This window comes from Exiguobacterium sp. FSL W8-0210 (genome assembly GCF_038006045.1).
Classification (GTDB): Bacteria; Bacillota; Bacilli; order Exiguobacteriales; family Exiguobacteriaceae; genus Exiguobacterium_A.
This window is the reverse complement of record NZ_JBBOUK010000001.1, coordinates 2277370-2299924: the sequence shown is the minus strand read 5'-3', so window position 1 is coordinate 2299924 and position 22555 is coordinate 2277370. Positions and strand designations below refer to the sequence as shown.

The window sequence follows — 22555 nt, the reverse complement described above, 5'->3', positions numbered from 1 at the left end:
ATTGTGAGAAAGACGGAAGGGAGTCATGGATTGAATGAATGTGTTTTATAATAAAGAGGGCGTCGGCGACGTCTTAATGATCATTTTGGAAGACGCACCACGTGCGGAAGTGACAGCGACTCGTGAAGGAGACGTAGCAACTATCAAGCATGGTGATCGTGTCGTCGGTTACAACCTGTTTGATGCTTCGACTATGTTTACGATCGAGACACAAGGACCGGTTGAATTGACGGAAGAATTGGCAACACGCATCCAAAAGGAACTGGCGAGTCGAGATATCGAATTGTCACTCGAACAAGTGGATTATTCTCCGAAATTCGTTGTTGGGTTCGTTGCTTCTTGCGAGAAGCATCCGGATGCTGATAAATTATCGGTCTGTCAGGTAGAAGTAGATAACGGAACTTTACAAATCGTTTGTGGAGCACCGAATGTAGCGGCGGGTCAAAAAGTAGTCGTTGCTAAACCGGGAGCGGTCATGCCGTCTGGGTTAATCATCCGTCCTTCAGCGTTACGCGGCGTACCATCAAGCGGTATGCTCTGTTCAGCACGTGAGCTCGGACTTGTCGATGCACCACAAGAAAAAGGGATTCTTGTACTCGATGATACAAAAGCAGTAGGGGAAGCATTCTCAATCGGTCGATGATTCGACCGATTTTTTAACAAGATGGAGGGGTGAACGTATGAGTAATCGTTATGAACAGTCACTAAAAGAGCAGGCTGCCCGGATTCGTCGAGAGCTTGCAGGGGAACGTGAGACAAAGCCGGTGGAACGTCCGAAAAAAGAGGAGCGTGAAGATCGCTTCGTTTTAACGGATGTGCCTTCACCGATTTATGGATTCCAACGTCCGAAGCAATCTGCATCGGAAACCGTAAAAGCTGCGGAAGAAACGGAAATGAGTGAGCAGGTTTCGGAAACAGTCGAAGAGGGAAATACTGATGAGGTTGCTTTGACGGATCAAGAACTGATCGCGCCAGAAGTCGTATTAGACGAAGCGGAAGCAGATGCTGGTCTTGTACCGGTGACGGATGTCGAATTACTCGTACCGGAACCTCACACAAGTGAAGAGCTCGTGAGAGAAGAAATGCCAACCGTAACCGAAGTAAAAGAAACGGACGGAACTGAAACATCTTCCGACAGTGAGACGATGGAACAATCAGCTGATCCGACAGAAGTCGTATCAGACGAAGCAAATGCTGGTCTTGTACCGGTAACGGACGTCGAATTACTTGTACCGGAACCTCACACAAGCGAAGAGCTCGTGAGAGAAGAAGTGCCGACCGTAACCGAAGTAGAAGAAACGGACGAAACTGAAACATCTTCCAACAGTGAGACGGTGGAACAATTAGTTGTTCCGACAGAGACATCAGGTGAAGAGTCTGCTGATGAAAAAGAAGCTGAGCAACAAGCGGAGAGCTTCGCACCGACTTTTGATACATCTGCTATTGAAGTAGATCAAGATCCATCTGTTACTGAGGTCGATAAGCCTGTTCAGTCGGAAGTGAAAAAACCGGTCGGACCGCCTGTTAACGTCGTTATGACGACGAAAGACTTGATGGCGATGTATCGCGCACGTCGAGAACAAAATAATTTACATGGTAAAAAATAAATCGGTTTGCTATAATGGTACAGGTTTTGTACCCGAGCCCGATGGTACGGACCGGAACGTGAATTGGAGGGCTTTTATATGACAAAGTATCATTTTGTTGGAATCAAAGGAACAGGGATGAGTGCGCTCGCCCAAGTACTACATGAGATGAATCATGAGGTGCAAGGTTCAGACATCGAAAAGCACATTTTTACTGAAGACGCGTTACGGGCTAAGGGAATTCCATTTTTCCCGTTCAATGCGGATAACATCAAAGAAGATTATGTCATCATCCAAGGGAATGCTTTTGGAGATGATCATCCAGAAATCGCACGGGCAAATGAACTTGGTTTAACCATCCATCATTATTACGATTTCTTAGGACACCTAGCAAATGAATATCGTTCGGTCGCCATTACAGGCTCACACGGAAAAACGTCGACGACAGGTTTGCTTTCACACGTCTTGAGCGGTATCACGCCGACAGCTTTCTTGATCGGAGACGGGACAGGGGCAGGAGTAGAGGATGCGAAAGCATTCGTCTTCGAGGCATGTGAATACAAACGTCACTTCTTATATTACAAGCCGGACTACGCTATCATGACGAATATTGACTTCGATCATTCGGATTATTTCACAGGAATCGATGACGTCGTTTCGGCATTCCAAGAAATGGCGATGCAGGTTAAGCAAGCGATCGTTGCTTGTGGAGATGATGAGCATCTTCAAAACATTCAAGCGAATGTACCTGTTCTCTATTATGGATTTGGAGAAAACAATGATTTCCGCGCGGAAAACGCGACGTCAACGCCAGATGGTACATCATTTGATGTTTATTTACGTGATGATTTCTACGGCACGTTCCTCATTCCAGGATTCGGTCGTCATCATGTCTTGAATGCACTCTCTGTCATTGCGATCTGTCAGTACGAAGGATTGAGCAAAGACGACGTTGCTGAACGTTTAGCCACATTTGGTGGTGTAAAACGTCGCTTCAGTGAGTCGGAATTCGGCACACAAATCCTAGTAGATGACTACGCGCACCATCCGAAGGAAATCAGCGCGACGATTGAGTCGGCACGGAAGAAATATCCGGACCGTGAAGTCATTGCGATTTTCCAACCGCATACGTACACACGCTTGAAATCATTCATGGATGATTTCGCGACTTCTTTACGTGAAGCAGATGCGACATATCTATGCGAAATCTTTGGATCGGCACGTGAGCAGGAAGGGCAAGTTCGCGTCGAAGATCTGCAGGAGAAAATCCCGCAAGCTTCTATTCTGACGCGCGATAACGTTTCTGTTCTACGTCAGCATGAAAATGCTGTGCTTCTGTTCATGGGAGCGGGCGATATCCAAACGTATCAGCATCAATATCAAAGTGTGAAATAAGCGAGAATCAAAATGTCACTCGACTCGAGTGGCACTTTTTTTGTCGTAATTTTGAATTATGATAGTAATTTCAAAAAACCGATGAGGAAAATCTAAAATAGGATTGCATCTTGAAAAAAAGTTTGAAATAGTGTGTATGTGTTGAAGTTATTAACAGAAAGGAAAGACACCATGGGACAGATTTTACTCATCTTATTGCTCCAGTTGATTTACGTTCCTGTTTTGACATTACGGACGATCATGCTCGTCAAAGGGCGAACTGTCATTGCCGGATTGTTTGGCACAGTCGAAACATTGATTTACATTTTTGCACTAGGAATCGTATTCCAAGACTTAACGACACTCGGTATGGTCGTTTACGCGCTTGGATTTGGTCTAGGAATACTCGTCGGTGGATATGTCGAGCGAAAACTCGCCATCGGTTACAATATGATTCAAGTGCATACGCAAGAATTTCCAGCGGAACTGATTCAGGTCATTCGCGATAATGGTTTTGGTGTGACACATTATCAAGGTCAAGGACGAGACGGTGTCCGTTATCGGTTAGATGTGCTCGCGGCTCGAACACGTATGAAAGTGCTTCGTAATCTCGTCGAAGAATACGAACCGAAAGCATTCCTCGTCGCATTCGATTCCGTCGACTTCAAAGGTGGGTATATGTTGAAAGGATTAAAGCGTCCTCGATAGAGCACTTTTCCTGAGAATGATGTTTATTCTTTGTTATTTAAGGATAAAGATGAAATAGAACGTCATTTGAAATCAGGAAAGGGGAATATCGGATGATTAGTAATCATGCAAAATCAGCTTTGAATCAACAGGTAGCAAACTATGGGGTACTGTTCGTCAAACTCCACAATTATCATTGGTACATTAAAGGACCAGACTTCTTAACGCTTCACGAGAAGCTTGAAGAACTTTATACATGGGTGTCTGAACAATATGATGTCGTTGCAGAACGTCTCCTGATGAATAACGGAACACCTTCTGCGACACTAAAAGAGTATTTAGAGCAAACGACGCTTGAAGAAGCGAAATCGGGGTTATCGGCAGATGAGATGATTGATTCCGTCATCAAAGACTTCCAACAAGTCCGAAAAGAGATGCTCGATGCGATTGAACATCTTGAGGCACAAGACGTGACGGTTGAAGATGATCTACTTGGTCAAGCGAAGGAAATCGAAAAACAAATTTGGATGCTTCGTGCGACATTGAAAAAATAAGATATAGAAAACGGATGACCCCGTCCTATGTAGGACGAGCCATCCGCTTTTTCTTATTTCAGGTTTTCAGGATTGAGGACTTCGAGTTCTGGAAGAACGAAACGACCGTCTTTACGGATCAATACGTCGTCGAACCAGATTTCTCCACCACCGTAATCAGGACGTTGGATGTTGACGAGATCCCAGTGAACGGATGAGTCATTACCGTTGTAGGCTTCTTCGTAAGCTTGACCTGGTGTGAAGTGGAAGCTGCCATCGATTTTTTCATCGAATAGAATATCCTTCATTGGATGCTGAATGAAGGGATTGACGCCAATCGCGAATTCGCCGACAAAACGAGAACCAGCATCTGTATCGAAGACTTGGTTGATCCGATCCGTATCGTTCGCCGTCGCTTCGACGATTTTACCGTCTTTGAACGTCAGTTTGACGTTTTCAAACGTGAACCCTTGATACGGAGATGGTGTGTTATATGAGATGACACCGTTGACCGAATCCTTGACGGGTGCCGTAAAGACTTCACCGTCTGGAATGTTAGCATTTCCGGCGCATTTGATGGCTGGGATGTCTTTGATTGAAAACGTTAGATCCGTTCCTGGTCCGACGAGACGAACACGATCCGTCCGGTTCATCAAGTCGACGAGTGGTTCCATCGCTTGTCCCATTTTTTCATAATCAAGCGTGCAGACATCGAAGTAGAAGTCTTCGAATGCTTCTGTCGATTGATTTGCAAGTTGCGCCATCGATGCAGTTGGGAAACGAAGGACGACCCATTTCGTTCCTTTGACACGATCTTGTGTGTGCATCTTACCGATCGTTTGACCGTAAAGTTTCATCTGTTCAGCCGGCACATCTGACAATTCATTGATGTTATCACCAGCACGTAGTCCGATGTATGCGTCCATCGCTTGCATTTGCTTGCGTTCGATGTCTGCCATCAATTGGAGTTGCTCTTCTGAAGCATTTCGGTATAATTTTCGTAGGATACGATTATCCTTAAGTAAGACGAACGGATGACCGCCAGCCGCGTAGGCAGCTTCAACGAGTGCCTCGACCAGTTCGCGTTCGATGCCGAAGTTTTCAATCAATACTTTTTCACCAGGTTCAAGGGCAACCGAATAGTTAATGAGATTCGTTGCCAGTTGAGTAAGACGTGGGTCACGCATGAAATTTCCCCCTCGAAATGGATTATATAGGTTTCATTTATCATTGTAACGGAAATAAACCATTTGGAGTAGCAGGAACGACTTGCTACATGTCGAACTATCAACAAAAGACTATGCAAAAAAATTGGAGGCAAGAACCATGGAAATCACATTAGGCGGAATCGCCGGATTAGTCGCTGCGATCGCATTCGTAGTGCTCGTCATTTTCCTTGCCCGTGTATTAGGTGCTGCGAGTAAAACGCTCAACAATGTAGCCAACACGACAGCAGGACTTGAACGTCAATTAGACGGTATCATGATGGAGACGACAGCGTTGTTACATAAGACGAATCGTCTGGTCGATACGATTGAAGAAAAAACAGAATTGCTTGCGCCTGTCGCAAACTCGATCGAAGAACTCGGTACATCTTTAAACAAAGTGACAGATTCTGTCCGGACAGTATCCGATACGGTTGCTGGTGCAGCGGATACGAATAAAGAACAGATTGCGCAAGCAGTCCGTTGGGGATCAGTCGCTGTAGAGTTATTTAAGAAAAATAAACCGGCAGAGACTACGGTTCAAAATCATTCGACGGCAACGACGACGGTTGAGAAAAAGCCACGTCGTCGATTCCGGAAAAAGGCAGAGGCGCCGGTCACACCGGAAGTCGTGTCAGTACCGGACGTCGAAAGCATTCCAGATGAGTTGAAGGGAGATCGTAAATCATGACGAAACAACACCCATATCAAGCACAAGATTCTTCTAAAGGAGGAGGCTTCCTTGCCGGAGTCATCGTTGGTGGATTGATCGGTGCTGCGGCAGCTCTCCTTTCTAGCCCAAAATCAGGTCGTGAAGTACGCAATCTGATTGACGAGCGTACGGCGCCTGCGCGTCAACGTTTGACGGAACAGACACAAGTTGTCCGCGAAAAAGCGGAGCCACTCGTAGGTGAGTGGATTCAACTAGCGAAAGATAAGGCAGCACCTGTCATTGAAAAAGCGAAGAACAATTCAACGGTTCAAGAAGCGGCACAATATGCGGGCTTTGAGAAGGATCAGGCAAGCATCGATGCTGCTCTCGCAGAAGCAGAACAGCTCGTACGTGACATCGAACGTGAAATCGGCGACGAAGTGGATGGGGCGTCTGTTGCAGAAGAGATCGACACGGAGACGGTCGTTGAACTTTCGGAGTTACGTGAACAGTTAGCAGACGAACAAGAGGAAGACAATGATCCGCAGTCTGATGTGAATCATAAGAAATAATCAATATATGAGGAGCTCTCATCACGAGGGCTCTTTTTCTATGTTTCCTTATAGAGAAAACACAAAAAAATTATATGAAAAAACGTAATTTATTTTCATATTTTAAGAAATCATGCAGCTTCTTTATGTACAACAGGGAAAGAGTTCGCTATAATTAGTTGCTATTACGAGCTATATGCTGATTAGGGAGTGGTAGGACATGGATCAACATGCAGAATTAAAAAGATTACGTGATGAACTCGATTTAGTGAATGCAGAATTATTGGAATTGATGAACAGACGAGGTCAAATTGCTGTTGAAATCGGAAAAGTCAAACGAGCACAAGGGCTTGATCGATACGACCCTGTTCGAGAACGTCAAATGCTCGAATCAATTGCCGCTAATAACCATGGACCTTTTGAAACAGGACGCCTTCAGCATGTATTTAAAGAAATTTTCAAAGCTTCTCTCGAATTACAAGGAGAAGATCGGACTCGGAAATTACTCGTATCACGGAAACAAAAACCGACGAATACGATCATCCGGATCGGAGATGCCGTCATCGGAGACGGTTCACAACAATTGATCGCTGGACCGTGTGCGGTCGAGAGCGAAGAACAAGTATTTGAGGTCGCGGAACAGCTCGCGAAACATGGCGTGAAGTTCATGCGAGGCGGAGCGTACAAACCACGTACATCGCCTTACGACTTCCAAGGTCTAGGACTCGAAGGTCTAAAGATGTTGAAAAAAGCAGCGGACGCGCACGGTTTGCATGTCATCACTGAAATCATGACACCGAGCGCCGTTGAATCTGCTTTACCATATGTCGACATCATCCAGGTCGGCGCACGCAATATGCAAAACTTCGATTTACTCAAGGAAGTCGGTCGTACGAATAAACCGGTTCTTTTAAAACGAGGTCTTTCTGCAACACTCGAGGAATTCATGTACGCGGCTGAGTACATCATGGCGAGTGGTAATGATCAAGTCATCTTATGTGAGCGTGGTATTCGGACGTATGAACGTGCAACACGGAACACGCTTGATATCTCAGCAGTTCCGATTCTGAAGCAAGAGACGCATCTCCCTGTCATGGTCGATGTCACGCACTCGACAGGACGTAAGGATTTACTCTTGCCAACAGCAAAAGCGGCATACGCGATCGGGGCAGACGCTGTCATGGTCGAAGTCCATCCGTTCCCAGCACTTGCGTTGTCTGATGCGAACCAACAACTCGATTTCCAAGAATTCGATACGTTCATCGAAAACTTGACGACTACCTTTCCGGCACTAAACGTTCAATGATTTCCGAAAAAGGGTAACCTAAAGCGAATGAAAACGTTTTACAATGAAGGAAGAATGGGAAAAGAAAACTATCTTTCCTGTCTTCCTTTCGTGTTGCCTAAAAATGAAAACGAAATGAAAACACTTGAGATGGATCATACTAAAGGAGGAATTTGTTTTGAATAGTAATATTACGATTTACGATGTCGCGCGAGAGGCTGCTGTTTCGATGGCGACCGTATCGCGTGTCGTCAACGGAAACCCGAATGTCAAACCATCTACACGAAAGAAGGTCCAAGACGCAATCGAACAGCTTGGTTATCGTCCGAACGCTGTTGCCCGTGGACTGGCAAGTAAAAAAACAACGACGGTCGGTGTCATCGTGCCCGATATCTCGAACATCTTCTTTGCGGATTTAGCACGCGGGATTGAGGACGTCGCGACAATGTATAAATATAACATCATTTTATGTAACTCCGACCAAAACCGGGAAAAAGAGATTCATTTGCTCAATACATTACTCGGAAAACAGGTGGATGGAATCATCTTCATGGGCGGACGTTTGCATGAGGATCTCGTTCGTGAGTTCAAAACATCACCAGTTCCGATCGTTCTTGCTGCGACGTTGAATCAAGATTATGATCTTCCTGCCGTCAACATCGATTATGAGAGTGCTGCGCACGATGCTGTTAAGTCTTTGATCGACCGTGGACATGAACGGATTGGATTCATCACTGGACCGCTCGAACAGCAAATCAATGGTGAAAAGAAATTTGCGGGTTATCGCCGAGCACTCGAAGAAGCAAATCTTCCGTTTAACGAGCAAAATGTCGTCCTTGGAAACTATACGTATGATTCAGGAATGAAGGCGATGAATCAATTGCTTGAACTTGGAGAAGATTGCCCACGCGCGATTTTTGCTGGAACGGATGAGATGGCTCTTGGTGTCATCCATGCCTTACAGGATGCTGGACACCGTGTACCGGAAGACTTCGAAGTCATCGGACACGATAACACACGTCTTGCGACGATGATTCGTCCGAAACTGACGACTGTCGTTCAACCGATGTATGATATCGGAGCAGTCTCGATGCGTCTATTGACGAAAATCTTGAATAAAGAAGAAATTGAAACGAACGATGTCACGTTACCACACCGGATCGAACAACGGGATTCGACACGTCCTTAATCGAAAAAACGTCTCTTCTCTCAAGCAAGCTGCTTGAAAAAAGAGACGTTTTTTTATTTCGCGACGGTAATAAGTTCATCTTGGTGATGGTGGAGTTGGTCATTTTCGACATGGAGTCGAACCGTCGTCTGACCAGGTGCAGTCAATGTCACTTTCCCGCTGTAGGCATCACCCTTTTTTTCTAGAGGAACGTAGTTATGCTTTTCAATGCCCGTTTCAATGACTTCCACTTGTACGTTCGCTTTTAGCGGTTTCCCATCGAGGAAAACATGAAAGGAGACGGGAAGTTCAGCACCAGCTTTCGCTTTTGTTGCGCCCATGTAATGGACAGACAGGCCATCGACGGCTTTGTGATCATGTCCATGCTCGTGCGATGCTTCCTCTTTTTCATGTGAATGATCCATGACGACGAATGAGATCTTATCCATATGATGGAGTCCTTTTTTATCATTGATATGATACAGTCCTTCATACTCACCTTCAGCAAGCTTAGCTTCTGCTTGATAAGAACCCGTTTTTTTCAAGGTTGCCTTGAACTTTTGATGGGCACCGTCTTGTTTTCCGGCTTCCCAAACTTCAAATGTCACGTCCTCAAGATTGACTGGCTTCTTTTGTTCGACAGCTGACGCTTTAAAAACAACTTTATCTTCTTCCATTGTCTTGGCCGGAACATTGACGTTGACCTCGACCGTCGGTTTTCCTGACCCTTGCATGTTATCGTGATCCATTGCCTGTTTTTCAATGCCGCACCCTGCGAGTACGATCCCTGTCGATAGAATAAGACCGGAATAAAGCCATGCCTTTTTCATGATGATTCCCCCAACTATTATTCATTTACTAAGTAAAAATTCCATATTTAGTATAGCAACAAGTTGTGAACTCCGAACGAAATAAATGTGAAGATATAAAGTCGATTAATCAACGGAGTAAGGGGAAGTCGCAGTCAATTGTTTCTTACGCTCATCGCTCACGAACGGCCAAATTAGTCGTTTAACAGTCTCCCAATTTTTTTCTTCGATTTCAGGTCGTCGCGGAATGGCGGGGTAGAGTGGTGTTGGATCATGCCAGTGTGTTGGTGGGGGTGTTTCTTGTCCACTCCAACGTTCTTGCCATGAAGTAGGAATCTCTCCACGAAACGGAGCTTGTCCGGTCATGGCAGCAAAAACTTGACTCCACGCGCGGGGGACGACACGATACCAGTCATAGCCACCGCCTCCTAAAGCAACGATTTTTCCATTCGTATATTTATTTGCTGCAGCGACGGCGATTTGAGGGATCTGCTCATAACTTTTCATCGTTAAGGATAGGTGAGTCAATGGATCAAGCGCGTGTGCATCGGCACCATTTTGCGTAATGATGAGATCCGGTTGGAACAATTCACAGGCTTCAAAGAGTGCCGTCTCATACGCGAGTAAAAACGAATCATCTTCCGTAAAGGCGTCCAGTGGCACGTTCCAGCTAAATCCATATCCTTCTTCAGACCCTCGTTCCGTCACCATTCCCGTTCCTGGAAACAAGTAGCGACCCGTCTCATGGAGAGACAATGTCATGACGTCCTTTCGATTATAAAAGGCCCATTGTACTCCATCGCCATGATGAGCGTCCGTATCGACATAAAGAATTTTACAGTGATATTTTTCAATCATGGCTGCCATGGCGACAGCGGTATCGTTATAGACACAAAAACCAGAGGCACGCCCACGGAATCCGTGATGCAATCCGCCACCGATATGAAAGGTCCGTTTATATTGACCAGATAAGACGAGGTCACATGCTTCGATCGTGCCGCCGACAAGGAGAGAAGCGCCCGAATGCATCCCCTGGAACAAAGGGGTGTCTTCTGTCCCGAGACCATACATCTGTGCCTTGAGAGGCGTTAATGCTCCGGTCCCGGCTGCTTTGACGGCAGCAATATAATCCTGATCATGAACGAGTGACAATTCTTCATCAGTCGCATGACGTGGCGCAATACAAGGAATGTCATCTAATTGATGCATCGCTTCAAGCAAAGAAACCGTTAATTCGAGGCGAATCGGATTGAATGGATGTGTCTCCGAAAACCGATAAGTCGCCTCTTCAGGACTGTACAGATAGGCAAAATCCTTCATCTGCTCACATCCGGTCCAAGTACATCGAATCCTTCTTTGCGCAACTTTTCGATGATCCGAATCGGATTCATCGTCTGGACACGAAACGCAACGATCCGGACATACGGATCGTCTGTTGGATATACGAGTACATTTAAGATATTGATATTCGTTTTGGCAAGCAGTGCGGCAATCTTTGCTAATGTTCCAGCAGTGTTCTCAACACGGATTTCGATTTGAGAACTTGGTTCGAGTGCACCCGTCAATTGAACGAATGTCCGCAACAAATCCGTTTCCGTGACGACACCGACAAGGCGTCGACCGCGGACGATTGGCAGACACGTCAATCGATATTCATAAAACAGCACAGCCGCATCTTCGATAAAATCGAGCGGGTGAGCCGTGACAGGACTTTCAATCATGATGCTTGAGACCGAATACTGTAGGTCTTGCTTTGCCGTATCCGGATGAAAGATGCTACTTGCGCTTTGAATTTCCTTTAGTCCGACAAGACCGACGAGTTCATGGCGGGCATTGACGACAAGAACATGACGAATCTGATGACGTTGCATGAGTTCGACCGCATGCGCGATGGAATTCGTCGGTTGCATCGTGATGCACGTCGTATTCATGATTTGTTCGATTAACATGACGATTCCTCCTCGAGCTCAGTCATACATGAAGCGTCTTCTCAAGCGTAGAGCATCAAAATGAGCGACGACTTCAGGTGAGACGTGCTTTCCGATACGTGCCATCAGGCAGTTGGCAGGATGGGAGGCGATTTCCGGATCGTCGGTCGGGAAGAAGACAAGACCACCATGGTTCATCATCTTCTCCATGATCTTCCGGTAATCCCAGACCGATAGTCCGCTCCCTTTTAGGTCCCAATGCCAATAATATTCAGTCGTTAAAATCAAATAGTGTTCCATAGCGGGATCGAGCATAGAGATTTCAAGCAATTTTTTACCGATCTGTTGTCCGCGGAACCGAGAGGAGACTTCGATCGCTCCGAGTTCCAAGATGTACGGATTGTTTCCTTCGCTCCACGTTTCATAAGGATCAGGGTATAAGTAAGTCACATAACCGATGATTTCCGTTCCTTGACGAGCGACGATGATCCGTCCTTCCTCAAGGTCTGCAATCTCAACGAGTGCTTGATGTTGTTCAGCAGGTGGACGAAAAGCCGTCAACCCTGAATCGAGTGTATACGTTGCTAGTGTTTGACTCGGTACGGGACCTTCGATGTCAACAGGACCGAGTGATGTTTCATGCGTCCGATGATTGAATTGTTTTTCAAACATGTAAGCGTCACCACCTTCCTATTCATTATAGACGAAAGCGCTTGAGCAAAGAGAGGGATTTTTTAACAAATTGACGGCAAATGGATTGAACTGACGGATAACTAGCTTATAATAAAGAGGAAAACATAGAAGGGGAGGAACGAGACATGAAAGTTTTGAAAGCGCTTCCGGGGAAGCATTGGTTAGCAGAGTATGATGAAACGAACACGTACGACTGGAAAGATGCTGAGCAGTACTTTTCATGGGCGACAACGGGGAAAGTCAACATGGCTCATGAAGCAATCGACCGCCACGCAGAAGGCGAGCGGGCGAACAAGGATGCGCTGATCTATTTCGATGGAACGACGGAACAACGATTCACATATGCAGATATGAAACGATTGACGAATAAAGCGGCAAACGTATTAGTCGATGCAGGGGTCAAAACGGGTGACCGTATTTTCATCTTCATGCCACGTTCACCGGAATTGTATTTTGCCTTGCTTGGCGCACTGAAGGTAGGCGCAATCGTCGGTCCGTTATTTGAAGCATTCATGGAACAAGCGGTCCGTGATCGCTTGCTTGATTCTGAAGCGAAGTTACTCGTGACGACGAAGGCATTGCTCCCACGTGTTCCAGTTGGGGAACTGGAATCACTTGAAAAAGTAGTACTTGTCGACGAAGATATCGAAGAATCGGACACATTACTCGATTTCCGCAAAGCGTTCGAGCAAGCATCCGATGTATTCGAACCGGTCTGGTTAGATCGTGAAGACGGATTGATCCTGCACTACACTTCAGGATCGACAGGGAAGCCGAAAGGTGTGCTCCACGTTCAAAATGCGATGATTCAGCACTTGATGACAGGTCGCTGGGTACTTGATCTCCAAGAAGATGATATCTACTGGTGTACGGCTGACCCGGGATGGGTCACAGGAACAAGTTACGGTATCTTCGCACCATTCTTGAATGGCGCGACGAACATCGTCGTCGGTGGACGCTTCAATCCGGATTTCTGGTACAGTGTCATTGAGAAGTACAAGGTAACGGTCTGGTATAGCGCACCAACGGCTTTCCGGATGTTGATGGGAGCGGGAGCTGATGTTGCAAATCATCATGATCTCTCAAGTCTTCGTCATGTATTGTCTGTCGGCGAACCGTTGAATCCAGAAGTCATTCGTTGGGGGAAAGAAGCCTTTGATCAACGGATCCATGATACATGGTGGATGACGGAGACAGGCGCGATGATGATTTGTAACTACAAGTCGATGGACATCAAACCGGGATCGATGGGGAAACCGATTCCAGGAACTCAGGCTGCGATCATTGATGATCAAGGAAATGAGTTACCGCCATTCCGAATGGGGAACCTTGCTTTAAAAACACCATGGCCATCGATGATGCGTCAAATTTGGAACAATCCGCAGAAATATGAATCGTATTTCTTTAAAGGATGGTATGTCTCAGGGGATTCTGCCTATATGGATGACGAAGGTTACTTCTGGTTCCAAGGACGTGTCGATGATGTCATCATGACGGCTGGAGAACGGGTTGGTCCGTTCGAGGTCGAAAGTCGTCTCGTCGAGCACCCAGCTGTCGCAGAAGCCGGTGTCATCGGGAAACCAGATCCAGTCCGCGGTGAAATCATCAAGGCATTCATTGCCTTGCGTGATGGTTACGAGCCGACGGAAGAGCTAAAACAAGAAATCCAAGCATTCGTCAAAGAGGGGCTGGCTGCTCACGCGGCACCGAGAGAAATCGATTTCCGGGATAAATTGCCGAAGACACGAAGTGGTAAAATCATGCGCCGTGTTCTGAAAGCATGGGAGTTGAATCTTGAAACAGGTGATCTGTCGACGATGGAAGATTAAACGTAAAAAGGATGAATCACCGCAACAGGTGATTCATCCTTTTTGTTAGTTTTCAGAAGCAGCATCGTTTTTCTTTTCATCTTGTTTCTTCTGTTGTTCTTGCTGTTTCTTAGCGTCCGCTTCTTTTTTCTTAGCATCAGCTTCCGCTTTCTTTTTTGCCTCTGCTTCCGCTTTCTTTTTTGCCTCTGCTTCGGCTTTTGCTTTTGCCTCTGCTTCGGCTTTTGCATCGGCAGCACGCTTGGCGTCATCGGTTGCTTTTTTCTTAGCATCAGCTTCCGCTTTTTCTTTCGCCTGATCTTGTTCTTTCTGTTGCTCTTCTTTTTTCTGTGCGTCCGCTTCTTTTTTCTTTTCTTCTGCTTCTTTCTTTTTCTTTGCCTCTTCCGCTTTTTTCTTCTTATCTTCTTCTTTGAAGCGACCACTGTTCTTAAAGTCGTTTGCTGTTACAGAAGATGGTTGTGTGAAGCGGGCACCGGATTTGAAGTAACTACTGTTCGCGGCATACGTCGCATTCGCCATTTGTGACCACAGCGTTTGTGTTCGTTGGTAATACGTCGTTGGACCGATGAGCGAGTTGTTCTGATCGTGTCCTGTCCAAACGGCAAGCGTCACACCAGGAGTGGAACCGACAAGGTAAGAGTCTTTGATATCGTTCGTCGTACCTGTCTTACCAGCCCAATCTCCAGGAACGTTCAATCGATCTTTTGCAAACGTTGCTGTACCTTTTGAGAAGACGCCACGCATCATATCAAGCGTCAGGTAAGCTGTTCGTGGTTCATAAATTCGTTTTTTCTTCGGTTTTGCTTTATAGATATCTTTTCCGTCTTTCGTAATTTTCGAAATGACGTATGGTTGCACGAATTCACCATAGTTGGCGAGTGTCGCGTAAGCACCAGCAAGCTCGACCGGTGTAATCTCCATCGTTCCGAGTGCCGCCGAAGGAGCATAACGAATCGCATCCGGTACTTCAACACCCATATCGACGAGTTTTTGAATCGAGTTCGACATGTTCATCTTCTCGTAAATCTTAACGGCAGGTACGTTCAATGAGAGTTCAAGTGCTGTACGAACCGTCACGTTTCCACGATAACGTCCACCTTCGTTCTTGATCGGACGATCACCTGGTTGACGTGGTACGGTCTGGTAGTAGTACTCTTCATCATTGACGGTAGATGCCGGAGTGATCAAACGATTTTCAATCCCGTTCGAGTAGACGAGAATTGGTTTTGCCGTTGACCCGATTTGACGTTTCGCTTGGAATGCTCGGTTAAAATCATCGGCTTTTCCATCAAGGTAACGTCCACCAACGAATCCGAGGATACGCCCCGTCTCATTCTGAACCATGACTGCTGCTGTTTCTTCTGGATCTTGTTTCGAAACGGTTTTTTTCGTTTTTGGATCGACGACTTGTTTGTACTGCATGCCACCAGGGAAGTTCCCATTGTTCTTCGCAGGTTGTTGCATCGATTCATGAATTTTTTTATCTAGCGTCATGTGAACTTTGTATCCACCTTGACGGAGTGCAACCAGTGCTTGATCTTGATAGTTTGCCCGGACTTCTGCCAGTTCAGACGGTTTGACTTCGTCTTCTTTCACACCATCTTGTTTCATCAAGTACTTCGTCATGATCTTCGTCGCTTCACGTTCTGCTAAATCATAGACATACGGATACGTGTCACGCGAACGTTTCGACTGTTTCGCGAAGTCTTTCGTGATGTCGTGTTTGATTGCTTTTTCATATTGTTCTTTTGTAATGTTTTTTGCAACGTACATCCGCTTCAACACGGTCTTCATCCGATTGACACTTGGCGTCAAGTTTTTTTTGACGACACCGCCTTGTAGATAAGGTGTGTAGTAGTAAGGGTTTTTCGGAATACCAGCGAGGAAAGCTGCTTGTGGTAACGTCAGTTTTTTCGCTGATTTCTTGAAGACCCCTTGGGAAGCAGCTTCGATACCAGCGATGTTACGCCCGAGTGAATTTCGTCCGAATGAGACGACATTCAAGTATGCCTGTAAAATTTCATCTTTTGACATCGCATTTTCAAGGCGGAGCGCTAAGAGGATCTCTTTTGCTTTCCGTTCGAATGAAACTTCGTTCGTCAGGATTTGGTTTTTAATTAATTGTTGTGTCAGCGTACTTCCGCCGGTGCGTGACGCTGAATTCGTCAATTCTTGTAAGACTGCTCGTAAAGTCGCTTTTGGAACGACTCCATCATGTTGATAAAAATCTACGTCTTCCGTTGATAGAAGCGCATCAATTAAATAAGGGGAGATGTTCTTGATATCGACCGGCTGACGTTCTTCATCCGTTGAGATGTTCGTCAGCTTTTCGCCACTTCCCCAATAAATTTGACTTGTCACCGCATAACTGTTCACTTCTTGTTTCATCTCAGTCAAAGGTGGGGCTTTCGTATCTTTGACGAGGGAAGCGAAATATCCTCCAGCCGCTCCGACAGAGAAGCTGCCGATGAGAAGGACTGCTATGATGAGGAATAAAATGATGTTCCACGAAACATCGTATGTGATATTCGACCAGTGCCGAACGGCTTTCGTCCGGGGGTGATTCCAAAACTTGAACCAGTTCTCGCGCATAAATGATCTCCTTTGCATCTTAAACTTAGGTGTAAATTAATATTAAATCACAGATAGGCGTATTATACCATAAATCCACCAGTGAAATCGGACTTGACAGCGGATTCGCCTTCGACGTATCATGAAACCATCTTATTTTCATATATTACGATAAACAGTGATCGGAATACAGTAGTAAGTCACTCCCTGTGACAGAGACCTAGTGGTGCTGCGAACTAGGACACAGTGAACTTACGAATTACGCTTCCGGGAGTTTCTTGAGAAATCAAGCGGTCCGTCCCGTTATCGACGAACCAAGTGGTCCTTTTTATGTAAAGGGCAATCAGGGTGGTACCACGGAATCTTCCGTCCCTTCGTCTTAGACGAAGGGGCGGTTTTTTATTGTTAAAAGTGAACTTTAGGAGGAGACACAATGACGTTACTAGAGGATTTAGAATTTCGCGGTTTAATTAACCAAATGACGGATGAAGAAGGATTGAAGACATTACTCGAGACACCAACGACGCTTTACACAGGCTTTGATCCAACAGCTGATTCGTTGCATATCGGACACTTGTTGCCGATCTTAGTCTTAAAACGATTTCAACAAGCAGGTCACCATGTCGTAGGTCTCGTCGGTGGAGCAACGGGAATGATCGGAGACCCGAGTGGTCGCGCAACAGAACGTTCGTTGAATACATCGGATATCGTCGAAGAGTTCGCGAATCGGATTAAGGACCAGTTGTCACGTTTCTTACCACTTGAAGGAGAAAACCCGGTCACGATCGCCAATAACTTGGACTGGACGAAAGATTTGACGATCATCGATTTCTTACGCGATATCGGAAAACACTTCCCAGTCAGTTACATGCTTGCGAAAGATTCTGTTGACTCACGCCTTCAAAACGGGATCTCATTCACTGAGTTCTCATACATGTTACTTCAATCGTTTGACTTCTTGAAACTCTACGAAGACAAAGGATGCCGCCTTCAAGTCGGAGGAAGTGACCAATGGGGGAACATCACAGCAGGGATGGAATTGATTCGTCGTGCGGGTCATGAAGAAAAAGCATTCGGTTTGACGGTACCGCTTGTTACAAAAGCAGACGGTCAAAAATTCGGTAAGACAGCAGGTGGTGCGGTTTGGTTAGACGCTGACAAAACGTCACCGTACGAGTTCTATCAATTTTGGTTCAACGTTGACGATCTTGACGTCATCAAGTTCTTGAAATACTTCACGTTCTTAACGCACGAAGAACTCGACGCGCTCGCAGAAGAAGTCAAGGCAGCACCAGAGAAGCGTGTCGCGCAACGTCGTCTTGCAGAAGAGATGACCGTTCTCGTCCATGGTGAAGAAGGTCTGACACAAGCACAACGTATTACGACGGCACTCTTTAGTGGAGATATTAAATCGTTGCAAGTAGAAGATATCGAAGATGCGTTCAAAGGAATGCCGCGTTTTACACTCGGCGAAGCGACAAACCTCGTCGACGTTCTCGTTGAGGCAAAGATCTGTCCGTCAAAACGTCAAGCACGTGAAGACGTTACGAACGGTGCAATCTACCTAAACGGAGAACGCGAGCAAGACTTAACGAAAGAAATTACGGAAGCTGATGCAATCGGTCGCTTTACGATTGTACGTCGCGGAAAGAAAAAATACTTCGTCATCGAGCATGCTTGATGATATACGAAACGCTCCCTGCACTTAGATGCAGAGAGCGTTTTTTTTAAGCTGTTCGGAATAAACGGAGTGGCAACAAGCGAACGGCAATCGTCGTGGCAATGACAGCTTTGATCGTATCCCATAAGACGAAAGGATAGTTAATCGCAAAAGCATCTTTGAACGATAGATCGAGTACAGCCATTAGACCGAATGTTCCAAGCAGGTAGACTAAACCAAGACCAAAGACGATCATCCCGATGAAGAGGGGAACGAAGCGACGCGTTTTTTCAGCAACAAGACCGATGAAGAATCCAGCAATCGGAAAGGCAATCAAATAACCAACGGTTGGTCCGACGAATGGAGCTAGTCCGCCTTTTCCGCCAAGTACCGGTAGACCAGCTGCTGCGAGTAATAAGAAGATTAAGACAGCGAGTCCACCACGTTTTCCACCGAGAATCGCGCTGACCGTCATGATCGCGAGCATCTGAAGCGTGATTGGAACAGCGCCGACGAGTTGAATTTGTGGCAAAGAGCTGACGGCTGCGATGATGGCAGCACCAAGGGCGATGAAAGTTAAATCTCTTGTTTTCATGAATGAAGTCCTCTTTCCTGTTTGTGTTAACTATGTATATTTAAAGGTTAACACAAACGAATGAATGACGTCACTCTTTTTTTAAGACCAGGTATACATTTTAGTCATAGGCATAAAAAAAGCACCCACCGAAGTGAGTGCTGGAACAATCGATTAACGTGAGTAGTACTCGACGACGAGTTGTTCTTGGATTTGATCGTTCAATTCAGAACGCTCAGGAAGACGGACGAACGTTCCTTCGAGCTTCTCAGCATCGAAAGTAACGAAGTCTTTAGTTGCTGGAGCAACTTCGAGTGCTTCTTTGATAACGACAAAGTTCTTCGATTTTTCGCGAACTGAGATCGTTTGACCTGGTTTCACGCGGAATGATGGGATATCAACGCGTTGTCCATCAACTTGGATGTGACCGTGGTTGACGAGCTGACGAGCAGCGCGACGTGTACGAGCCATACCCATACGGTAAACGACGTTATCAAGACGTGCTTCAAGTAAGAACATGAAGTTCTCACCGTGGATACCAGGCATTTTGCCAGCATCGTTGAAGATACGGTTGAATTGGCGTTCGTTTACTCCGTACATGTGACGAAGTGTTTGCTTCGCTTGAAGTTGAAGACCGTACTCAGACATTTTACGACGGCTGTTACCGTGTTGACCTGGTGCGTAAGGGCGTTTTGCGATTTCTTTTCCTGTTTCAGTAAGTGAGATACCGAGACGACGTGAGAGTTTCCAAGCTGGACCTGTATAGCGAGCCATAATAAGACTCCTCCTTATTGTTCGTTATTATTTGCATAAAAATAATAACGCCATCAAACCCACGTTACGCCCATTTCATGATGTGGCACCCTCGCTTGATAGCAAAGTTACACGATGCCCCTCCGGTTATTCACCGAGTCATGAAATGTGATACGTAAGCGATTTGACCGCTATCGTTATCATTTCTGCACTTTTACAAGTATACGGTGTGGACAATCGACTGTCAATCAGAATTACAGATGACGAAGCAGCGTCGTACAGAATGCTTCTAAACCAGCTTGATCGACTTCATCGAAACGGTTGAATTCTGGGCTGTCGATATCGAGGACGCCGATCGTTTGGCCGTCTTTGACGAGTGGAATGACGATTTCAGAATTCGATGCCGCGTCACATGCGATGTGACCTGGGAATTGATGAACGTCTTCGATGCGTTGTGTCGTCTGTTCTGCTGCGGACGTTCCGCAAACACCACGACCGAATGGAATACGGACGCATGCTGGAAGTCCTTGGAATGGTCCGAGGACGAGTTGGTTTTGCTCCGTATCCGTCAAATAGAAACCGACCCAGTTGATACGGTCAAGGAACTGGTTGAGTAACGCGCTCGCATTCGATAAGTTCGCGACTTGATTGTCTTCTCCCATTAATAAAGCATCCAGTTGTTTTGATAGCATGTCATATTGTTTCGTCCGGTCACCTTCATATGTCTTTGTTTCGAACATAATAAAAATTCCTCCCTTAAAAAGCGTATTTTTTTTAGTTTAACGAGTTTTCGTGTAGCTGACAAACAATTGATTTTTGGAAAAAGGATTCAAAACAGCGGAAGAAATCAGGAAAAGCCTTTGTAAATCTATGCAAAACGGTTGCGCTATACTATTATAAGGATAAGATTATTGCGATTTAGAGAAAATCTAAAGTCGTACGACAGAGTGGAGGTCGTGACAAATGTGGGCATGGGTGATCGGAGTCATCGTCATCGTATTACTCGTCATGCTATTCAGCATGATCAGTCGAAAAAAATACTACACGAAAATCGATGAACTTGATATGCGCAAGCAAGGCATCGTCAGTGCATCGATTCCGAAGGAGTTGCAGGACTTAAAGCAACTACCGATGGCGGGTGAGACGGAGACGAAGTTCAGCTCCTGGCATCAAGCGTGGGAAGAGTTGTTAACGGTCCACGTCGCCCAAATCGATGAGACCCTTTACCGGGCGGAGGAAGCGCTCGATAAATATCGTTTTATCGCCGTCAAGAATGACCTCGAAGTAACGGAACAATTGATTGCGGAACTCGAAGGGTTGATCGATGAGATGCTCGTCGAGATGTCGATGTTCAAAACGAATCAATCGGTTCTAGCCGAACTGAAAGCGCAAGGGGAAGCCGATTCAGGGCAAGTTCGGAAATCATTATTGATTCAAGCGAACTCATTCGGTCCGGCGCTTGCGCGTCTGGAAGAACGAAGTGAACAAATCGATGCGCACTGGAATGAGATGTGTCAGTACGAAGCTTCAGGTGAAGTGACGAAGGCGTATGAGACAAGCTTGTTACTCGAGCAAGAAGTAGCGACGACACGTCACCTTGTCGAGCTCGTACCGAAACAATGGAAGATTCTCGCTCATGAATTGCGTCAACGGATTGATCAGCTCGGAGCGGGTTATAAGGAAATGTCGTTAGATGGGTATCCACTTGAGCCCCTCGGTCTTCAATCTGAGATTAAACGGTTCGAGGAACAACGTTTAAGTCTTGCTGAAAAAATCGAGAGACTTGAAGTCGATGGTTTGGAAGAGGCGATTCAACAGTTATCAGCCGACGTTGATCAAATGTACGATACGTTCCGTCGTGAAGTTGATGCACGTCATCAAGTAAAAAAAGAAAATCAATCCTTGAAACAAAAAGCATTACGGATGCGCGAACGGATTCATCAGTTAGCACAAGAGTTCAGCATTTTACGTGAAAAGTATGAAATCTCAGCAGATCTTGGAATTCACTACGAAACGATCCAACGTGACGAAGAGCTACTATTTGAAGCGGCAAAAGATCTCGATGAGTCGATTGCTGGGAAAATCATTCCGTTCAGTATGCTCGAAGATCAAATGCGCGATGCGATTCGCTTAGAGGAACAGTTGATGATTCAGTACGAACGCTTTACGGTCGAACTTCAAGCGCTTCGAAAAGAAGAGACAGAAGTGCGCGAACGGATCGTCGAATGGCGTCATCAGCTCTCGCAAACACGTCTTCGTCTGAAACGACTTGGATTACCGAACTTACCAACGGAAGTCGAAGAAGCACTACGTAATGCGAATCGTTCGCTACAGACGCTTGAGACACGGCTCGAAGAGTTACCGTTTAATGTCCGATCGATCGTCGCACAAAGTCAAGACGTCCAAGAAACGTTTAAACATGTGCAAGAACGGTTAGATACATTAGTGTTCGAAGTCACGTATGCCGAACGGCTCGTCCAGTATGCGAACCGGTACCGTCGCCACGACAACGAGATACATATGTCGCTGACGATCGCGGAAACGAAGTTCTTAGCGGGAGACTATGAACGAACGATTGTCTTAGCGGAACGTGTCCTAAATGAATACGATCCGGCCGCGATCGAACGTATTAAACGGTCGTGTGCACCAGAAGAAACATTGCACGTTTAAATCAGGATCGACAATTCAGGGTGACCGTCA

At 45.9% G+C, this 22555-nt stretch carries 21 protein-coding genes and 1 other annotated feature; of the genes, 12 read left to right on the top strand and 9 right to left on the bottom strand.

Annotated features, from left to right (window positions below; all coding sequences use genetic code 11):
- Positions 1–34 precede the first annotated feature (34 nt).
- The 5 genes from ytpR to MKY22_RS12020 all read left to right on the top strand — a co-directional run bounded on the left by ytpR (position 35) and on the right by MKY22_RS12020 (position 4201).
- Positions 35–643, top strand: a complete 609-nt coding sequence (ytpR, locus tag MKY22_RS12040) for a YtpR family tRNA-binding protein (RefSeq protein ID WP_290779210.1) — start codon at positions 35–37, stop codon at positions 641–643.
- 37 nt (positions 644–680) lie between these two features.
- Positions 681–1607, top strand: coding sequence for a hypothetical protein (locus tag MKY22_RS12035; protein ID WP_290779212.1), 927 nt, complete (start codon positions 681–683; stop codon positions 1605–1607).
- Between the two features lie 78 nt (positions 1608–1685).
- A complete protein-coding gene (gene murC, locus MKY22_RS12030; protein ID WP_023469075.1) occupies positions 1686–2981 on the top strand; it encodes a UDP-N-acetylmuramate--L-alanine ligase in 1296 nt (431 codons plus the stop codon).
- 171 nt (positions 2982–3152) lie between these two features.
- Complete coding sequence (locus MKY22_RS12025) at positions 3153–3668, top strand: DUF2179 domain-containing protein (RefSeq protein WP_023469074.1); 516 nt, start codon at positions 3153–3155, stop codon at positions 3666–3668.
- Between the two features lie 92 nt (positions 3669–3760).
- A complete protein-coding gene (locus MKY22_RS12020; RefSeq protein WP_023469073.1) occupies positions 3761–4201 on the top strand; it encodes a Dps family protein in 441 nt (146 codons plus the stop codon).
- 53 nt (positions 4202–4254) lie between these two features.
- Here the strand turns inward: MKY22_RS12020 and MKY22_RS12015 are convergent, their stop codons facing one another.
- On the bottom strand, positions 4255–5367 hold the full coding sequence (locus tag MKY22_RS12015) for an aminopeptidase (protein WP_029342360.1): 1113 nt from the start codon (positions 5365–5367) through the stop codon (positions 4255–4257).
- A gap of 139 nt (positions 5368–5506) precedes the next feature.
- On the opposite strand from MKY22_RS12015, the gene MKY22_RS12010 reads away from it, so the two are divergent.
- The 4 genes from MKY22_RS12010 to ccpA all read left to right on the top strand — a co-directional run bounded on the left by MKY22_RS12010 (position 5507) and on the right by ccpA (position 9062).
- The gene (locus tag MKY22_RS12010) at positions 5507–6076 is read left to right on the top strand and encodes a DUF948 domain-containing protein (RefSeq protein ID WP_029342359.1); all 570 of its coding nucleotides are present in this window, start codon (positions 5507–5509) and stop codon (positions 6074–6076) included.
- Entirely contained in the window at positions 6073–6609 is a 537-nt protein-coding gene (locus tag MKY22_RS12005) for a YtxH domain-containing protein (protein WP_064299494.1), read from the top strand. Before MKY22_RS12010 ends, MKY22_RS12005 begins: the two co-directional genes overlap by 4 nt.
- Positions 6610–6808: 199 nt before the next feature.
- On the top strand, positions 6809–7894 hold the full coding sequence (locus MKY22_RS12000) for a bifunctional 3-deoxy-7-phosphoheptulonate synthase/chorismate mutase (protein ID WP_023469069.1): 1086 nt from the start codon (positions 6809–6811) through the stop codon (positions 7892–7894).
- Positions 7895–8051: 157 nt separating this feature from the next.
- Positions 8052–9062, top strand: a complete 1011-nt coding sequence (gene ccpA / locus MKY22_RS11995; RefSeq protein WP_023469068.1) for a catabolite control protein A — start codon at positions 8052–8054, stop codon at positions 9060–9062.
- A 53-nt stretch (positions 9063–9115) separates the two neighbouring features.
- Here ccpA and MKY22_RS11990 read toward each other — a convergent pair whose 3' ends face one another.
- The 4 genes from MKY22_RS11990 to MKY22_RS11975 form a co-directional block, all read right to left on the bottom strand.
- Positions 9116–9871: a FixH family protein gene (locus MKY22_RS11990; protein ID WP_341088951.1), complete on the bottom strand. Its 756-nt coding sequence runs from the start codon at positions 9869–9871 to the stop codon at positions 9116–9118.
- Positions 9872–9976: 105 nt separating this feature from the next.
- Positions 9977–11170, bottom strand: a complete 1194-nt coding sequence (locus MKY22_RS11985; RefSeq protein WP_023469066.1) for an acetoin utilization protein AcuC — start codon at positions 11168–11170, stop codon at positions 9977–9979.
- Positions 11167–11799: an acetoin utilization AcuB family protein gene (locus MKY22_RS11980; protein ID WP_341088950.1), complete on the bottom strand. Its 633-nt coding sequence runs from the start codon at positions 11797–11799 to the stop codon at positions 11167–11169. The genes MKY22_RS11985 and MKY22_RS11980 overlap by 4 nt, the downstream gene beginning before the upstream one ends.
- 18 nt (positions 11800–11817) lie before the next feature.
- Positions 11818–12450: a GNAT family N-acetyltransferase gene (locus MKY22_RS11975; protein WP_023469064.1), complete on the bottom strand. Its 633-nt coding sequence runs from the start codon at positions 12448–12450 to the stop codon at positions 11818–11820.
- Positions 12451–12596: 146 nt separating this feature from the next.
- Between MKY22_RS11975 and acsA the strand changes: the two genes are divergently transcribed.
- Positions 12597–14300: an acetate--CoA ligase gene (gene acsA, locus MKY22_RS11970; protein ID WP_290779225.1), complete on the top strand. Its 1704-nt coding sequence runs from the start codon at positions 12597–12599 to the stop codon at positions 14298–14300.
- 45 nt (positions 14301–14345) lie between these two features.
- On the opposite strand, the gene MKY22_RS11965 is transcribed toward acsA, so the two are convergent.
- Complete coding sequence (locus tag MKY22_RS11965) at positions 14346–16889, bottom strand: transglycosylase domain-containing protein (RefSeq protein WP_341088949.1); 2544 nt, start codon at positions 16887–16889, stop codon at positions 14346–14348.
- A 148-nt stretch (positions 16890–17037) separates the two neighbouring features.
- Positions 17038–17245: a binding site (T-box leader), on the top strand.
- 56 nt (positions 17246–17301) lie between these two features.
- Between MKY22_RS11965 and tyrS the strand changes: the two genes are divergently transcribed.
- Positions 17302–18549, top strand: coding sequence for a tyrosine--tRNA ligase (gene tyrS, locus MKY22_RS11960; RefSeq protein WP_290779231.1), 1248 nt, complete (start codon positions 17302–17304; stop codon positions 18547–18549).
- A 46-nt stretch (positions 18550–18595) separates the two neighbouring features.
- Here tyrS and MKY22_RS11955 read toward each other — a convergent pair whose 3' ends face one another.
- The 3 genes from MKY22_RS11955 to MKY22_RS11945 all read right to left on the bottom strand — a co-directional run bounded on the left by MKY22_RS11955 (position 18596) and on the right by MKY22_RS11945 (position 20595).
- On the bottom strand, positions 18596–19123 hold the full coding sequence (locus MKY22_RS11955) for a biotin transporter BioY (protein WP_023469060.1): 528 nt from the start codon (positions 19121–19123) through the stop codon (positions 18596–18598).
- 153 nt (positions 19124–19276) lie between these two features.
- Positions 19277–19876: a 30S ribosomal protein S4 gene (gene rpsD, locus MKY22_RS11950; protein ID WP_214852823.1), complete on the bottom strand. Its 600-nt coding sequence runs from the start codon at positions 19874–19876 to the stop codon at positions 19277–19279.
- Positions 19877–20109: 233 nt separating this feature from the next.
- Positions 20110–20595 (bottom strand): GAF domain-containing protein, encoded by a 486-nt coding sequence (locus MKY22_RS11945; protein ID WP_023469058.1) that lies wholly within the window; start codon positions 20593–20595, stop codon positions 20110–20112.
- A gap of 223 nt (positions 20596–20818) precedes the next feature.
- Between MKY22_RS11945 and ezrA the strand changes: the two genes are divergently transcribed.
- Positions 20819–22525, top strand: coding sequence for a septation ring formation regulator EzrA (ezrA, locus tag MKY22_RS11940; protein WP_341088948.1), 1707 nt, complete (start codon positions 20819–20821; stop codon positions 22523–22525).
- Positions 22526–22555: the final 30 nt, after the last annotated feature.

Coding starts and splice junctions, on each gene's coding strand:
- MKY22_RS12020 (WP_023469073.1), top strand. CDS start 3,761: ATGATTAGTAATCATGCAAAATCAGCTTTGAATCAACAGGTAGCAAAC.
- acsA (WP_290779225.1), top strand. CDS start 12,597: ATGAAAGTTTTGAAAGCGCTTCCGGGGAAGCATTGGTTAGCAGAGTAT.
- MKY22_RS11965 (WP_341088949.1), bottom strand. CDS start 16,889: ATGCGCGAGAACTGGTTCAAGTTTTGGAATCACCCCCGGACGAAAGCC.
- MKY22_RS12025 (WP_023469074.1), top strand. CDS start 3,153: ATGGGACAGATTTTACTCATCTTATTGCTCCAGTTGATTTACGTTCCT.
- murC (WP_023469075.1), top strand. CDS start 1,686: ATGACAAAGTATCATTTTGTTGGAATCAAAGGAACAGGGATGAGTGCG.
- rpsD (WP_214852823.1), bottom strand. CDS start 19,876: ATGGCTCGCTATACAGGTCCAGCTTGGAAACTCTCACGTCGTCTCGGT.
- MKY22_RS11945 (WP_023469058.1), bottom strand. CDS start 20,595: ATGTTCGAAACAAAGACATATGAAGGTGACCGGACGAAACAATATGAC.
- MKY22_RS11955 (WP_023469060.1), bottom strand. CDS start 19,123: ATGAAAACAAGAGATTTAACTTTCATCGCCCTTGGTGCTGCCATCATC.
- MKY22_RS12035 (WP_290779212.1), top strand. CDS start 681: ATGAGTAATCGTTATGAACAGTCACTAAAAGAGCAGGCTGCCCGGATT.
- ytpR (WP_290779210.1), top strand. CDS start 35: ATGAATGTGTTTTATAATAAAGAGGGCGTCGGCGACGTCTTAATGATC.
- MKY22_RS12005 (WP_064299494.1), top strand. CDS start 6,073: ATGACGAAACAACACCCATATCAAGCACAAGATTCTTCTAAAGGAGGA.
- MKY22_RS11975 (WP_023469064.1), bottom strand. CDS start 12,450: ATGTTTGAAAAACAATTCAATCATCGGACGCATGAAACATCACTCGGT.
- MKY22_RS11985 (WP_023469066.1), bottom strand. CDS start 11,170: ATGAAGGATTTTGCCTATCTGTACAGTCCTGAAGAGGCGACTTATCGG.
- MKY22_RS12000 (WP_023469069.1), top strand. CDS start 6,809: ATGGATCAACATGCAGAATTAAAAAGATTACGTGATGAACTCGATTTA.
- MKY22_RS12010 (WP_029342359.1), top strand. CDS start 5,507: ATGGAAATCACATTAGGCGGAATCGCCGGATTAGTCGCTGCGATCGCA.
- tyrS (WP_290779231.1), top strand. CDS start 17,302: ATGACGTTACTAGAGGATTTAGAATTTCGCGGTTTAATTAACCAAATG.
- MKY22_RS12015 (WP_029342360.1), bottom strand. CDS start 5,367: ATGCGTGACCCACGTCTTACTCAACTGGCAACGAATCTCATTAACTAT.
- ezrA (WP_341088948.1), top strand. CDS start 20,819: ATGTGGGCATGGGTGATCGGAGTCATCGTCATCGTATTACTCGTCATG.
- MKY22_RS11980 (WP_341088950.1), bottom strand. CDS start 11,799: ATGTTAATCGAACAAATCATGAATACGACGTGCATCACGATGCAACCG.
- MKY22_RS11990 (WP_341088951.1), bottom strand. CDS start 9,871: ATGAAAAAGGCATGGCTTTATTCCGGTCTTATTCTATCGACAGGGATC.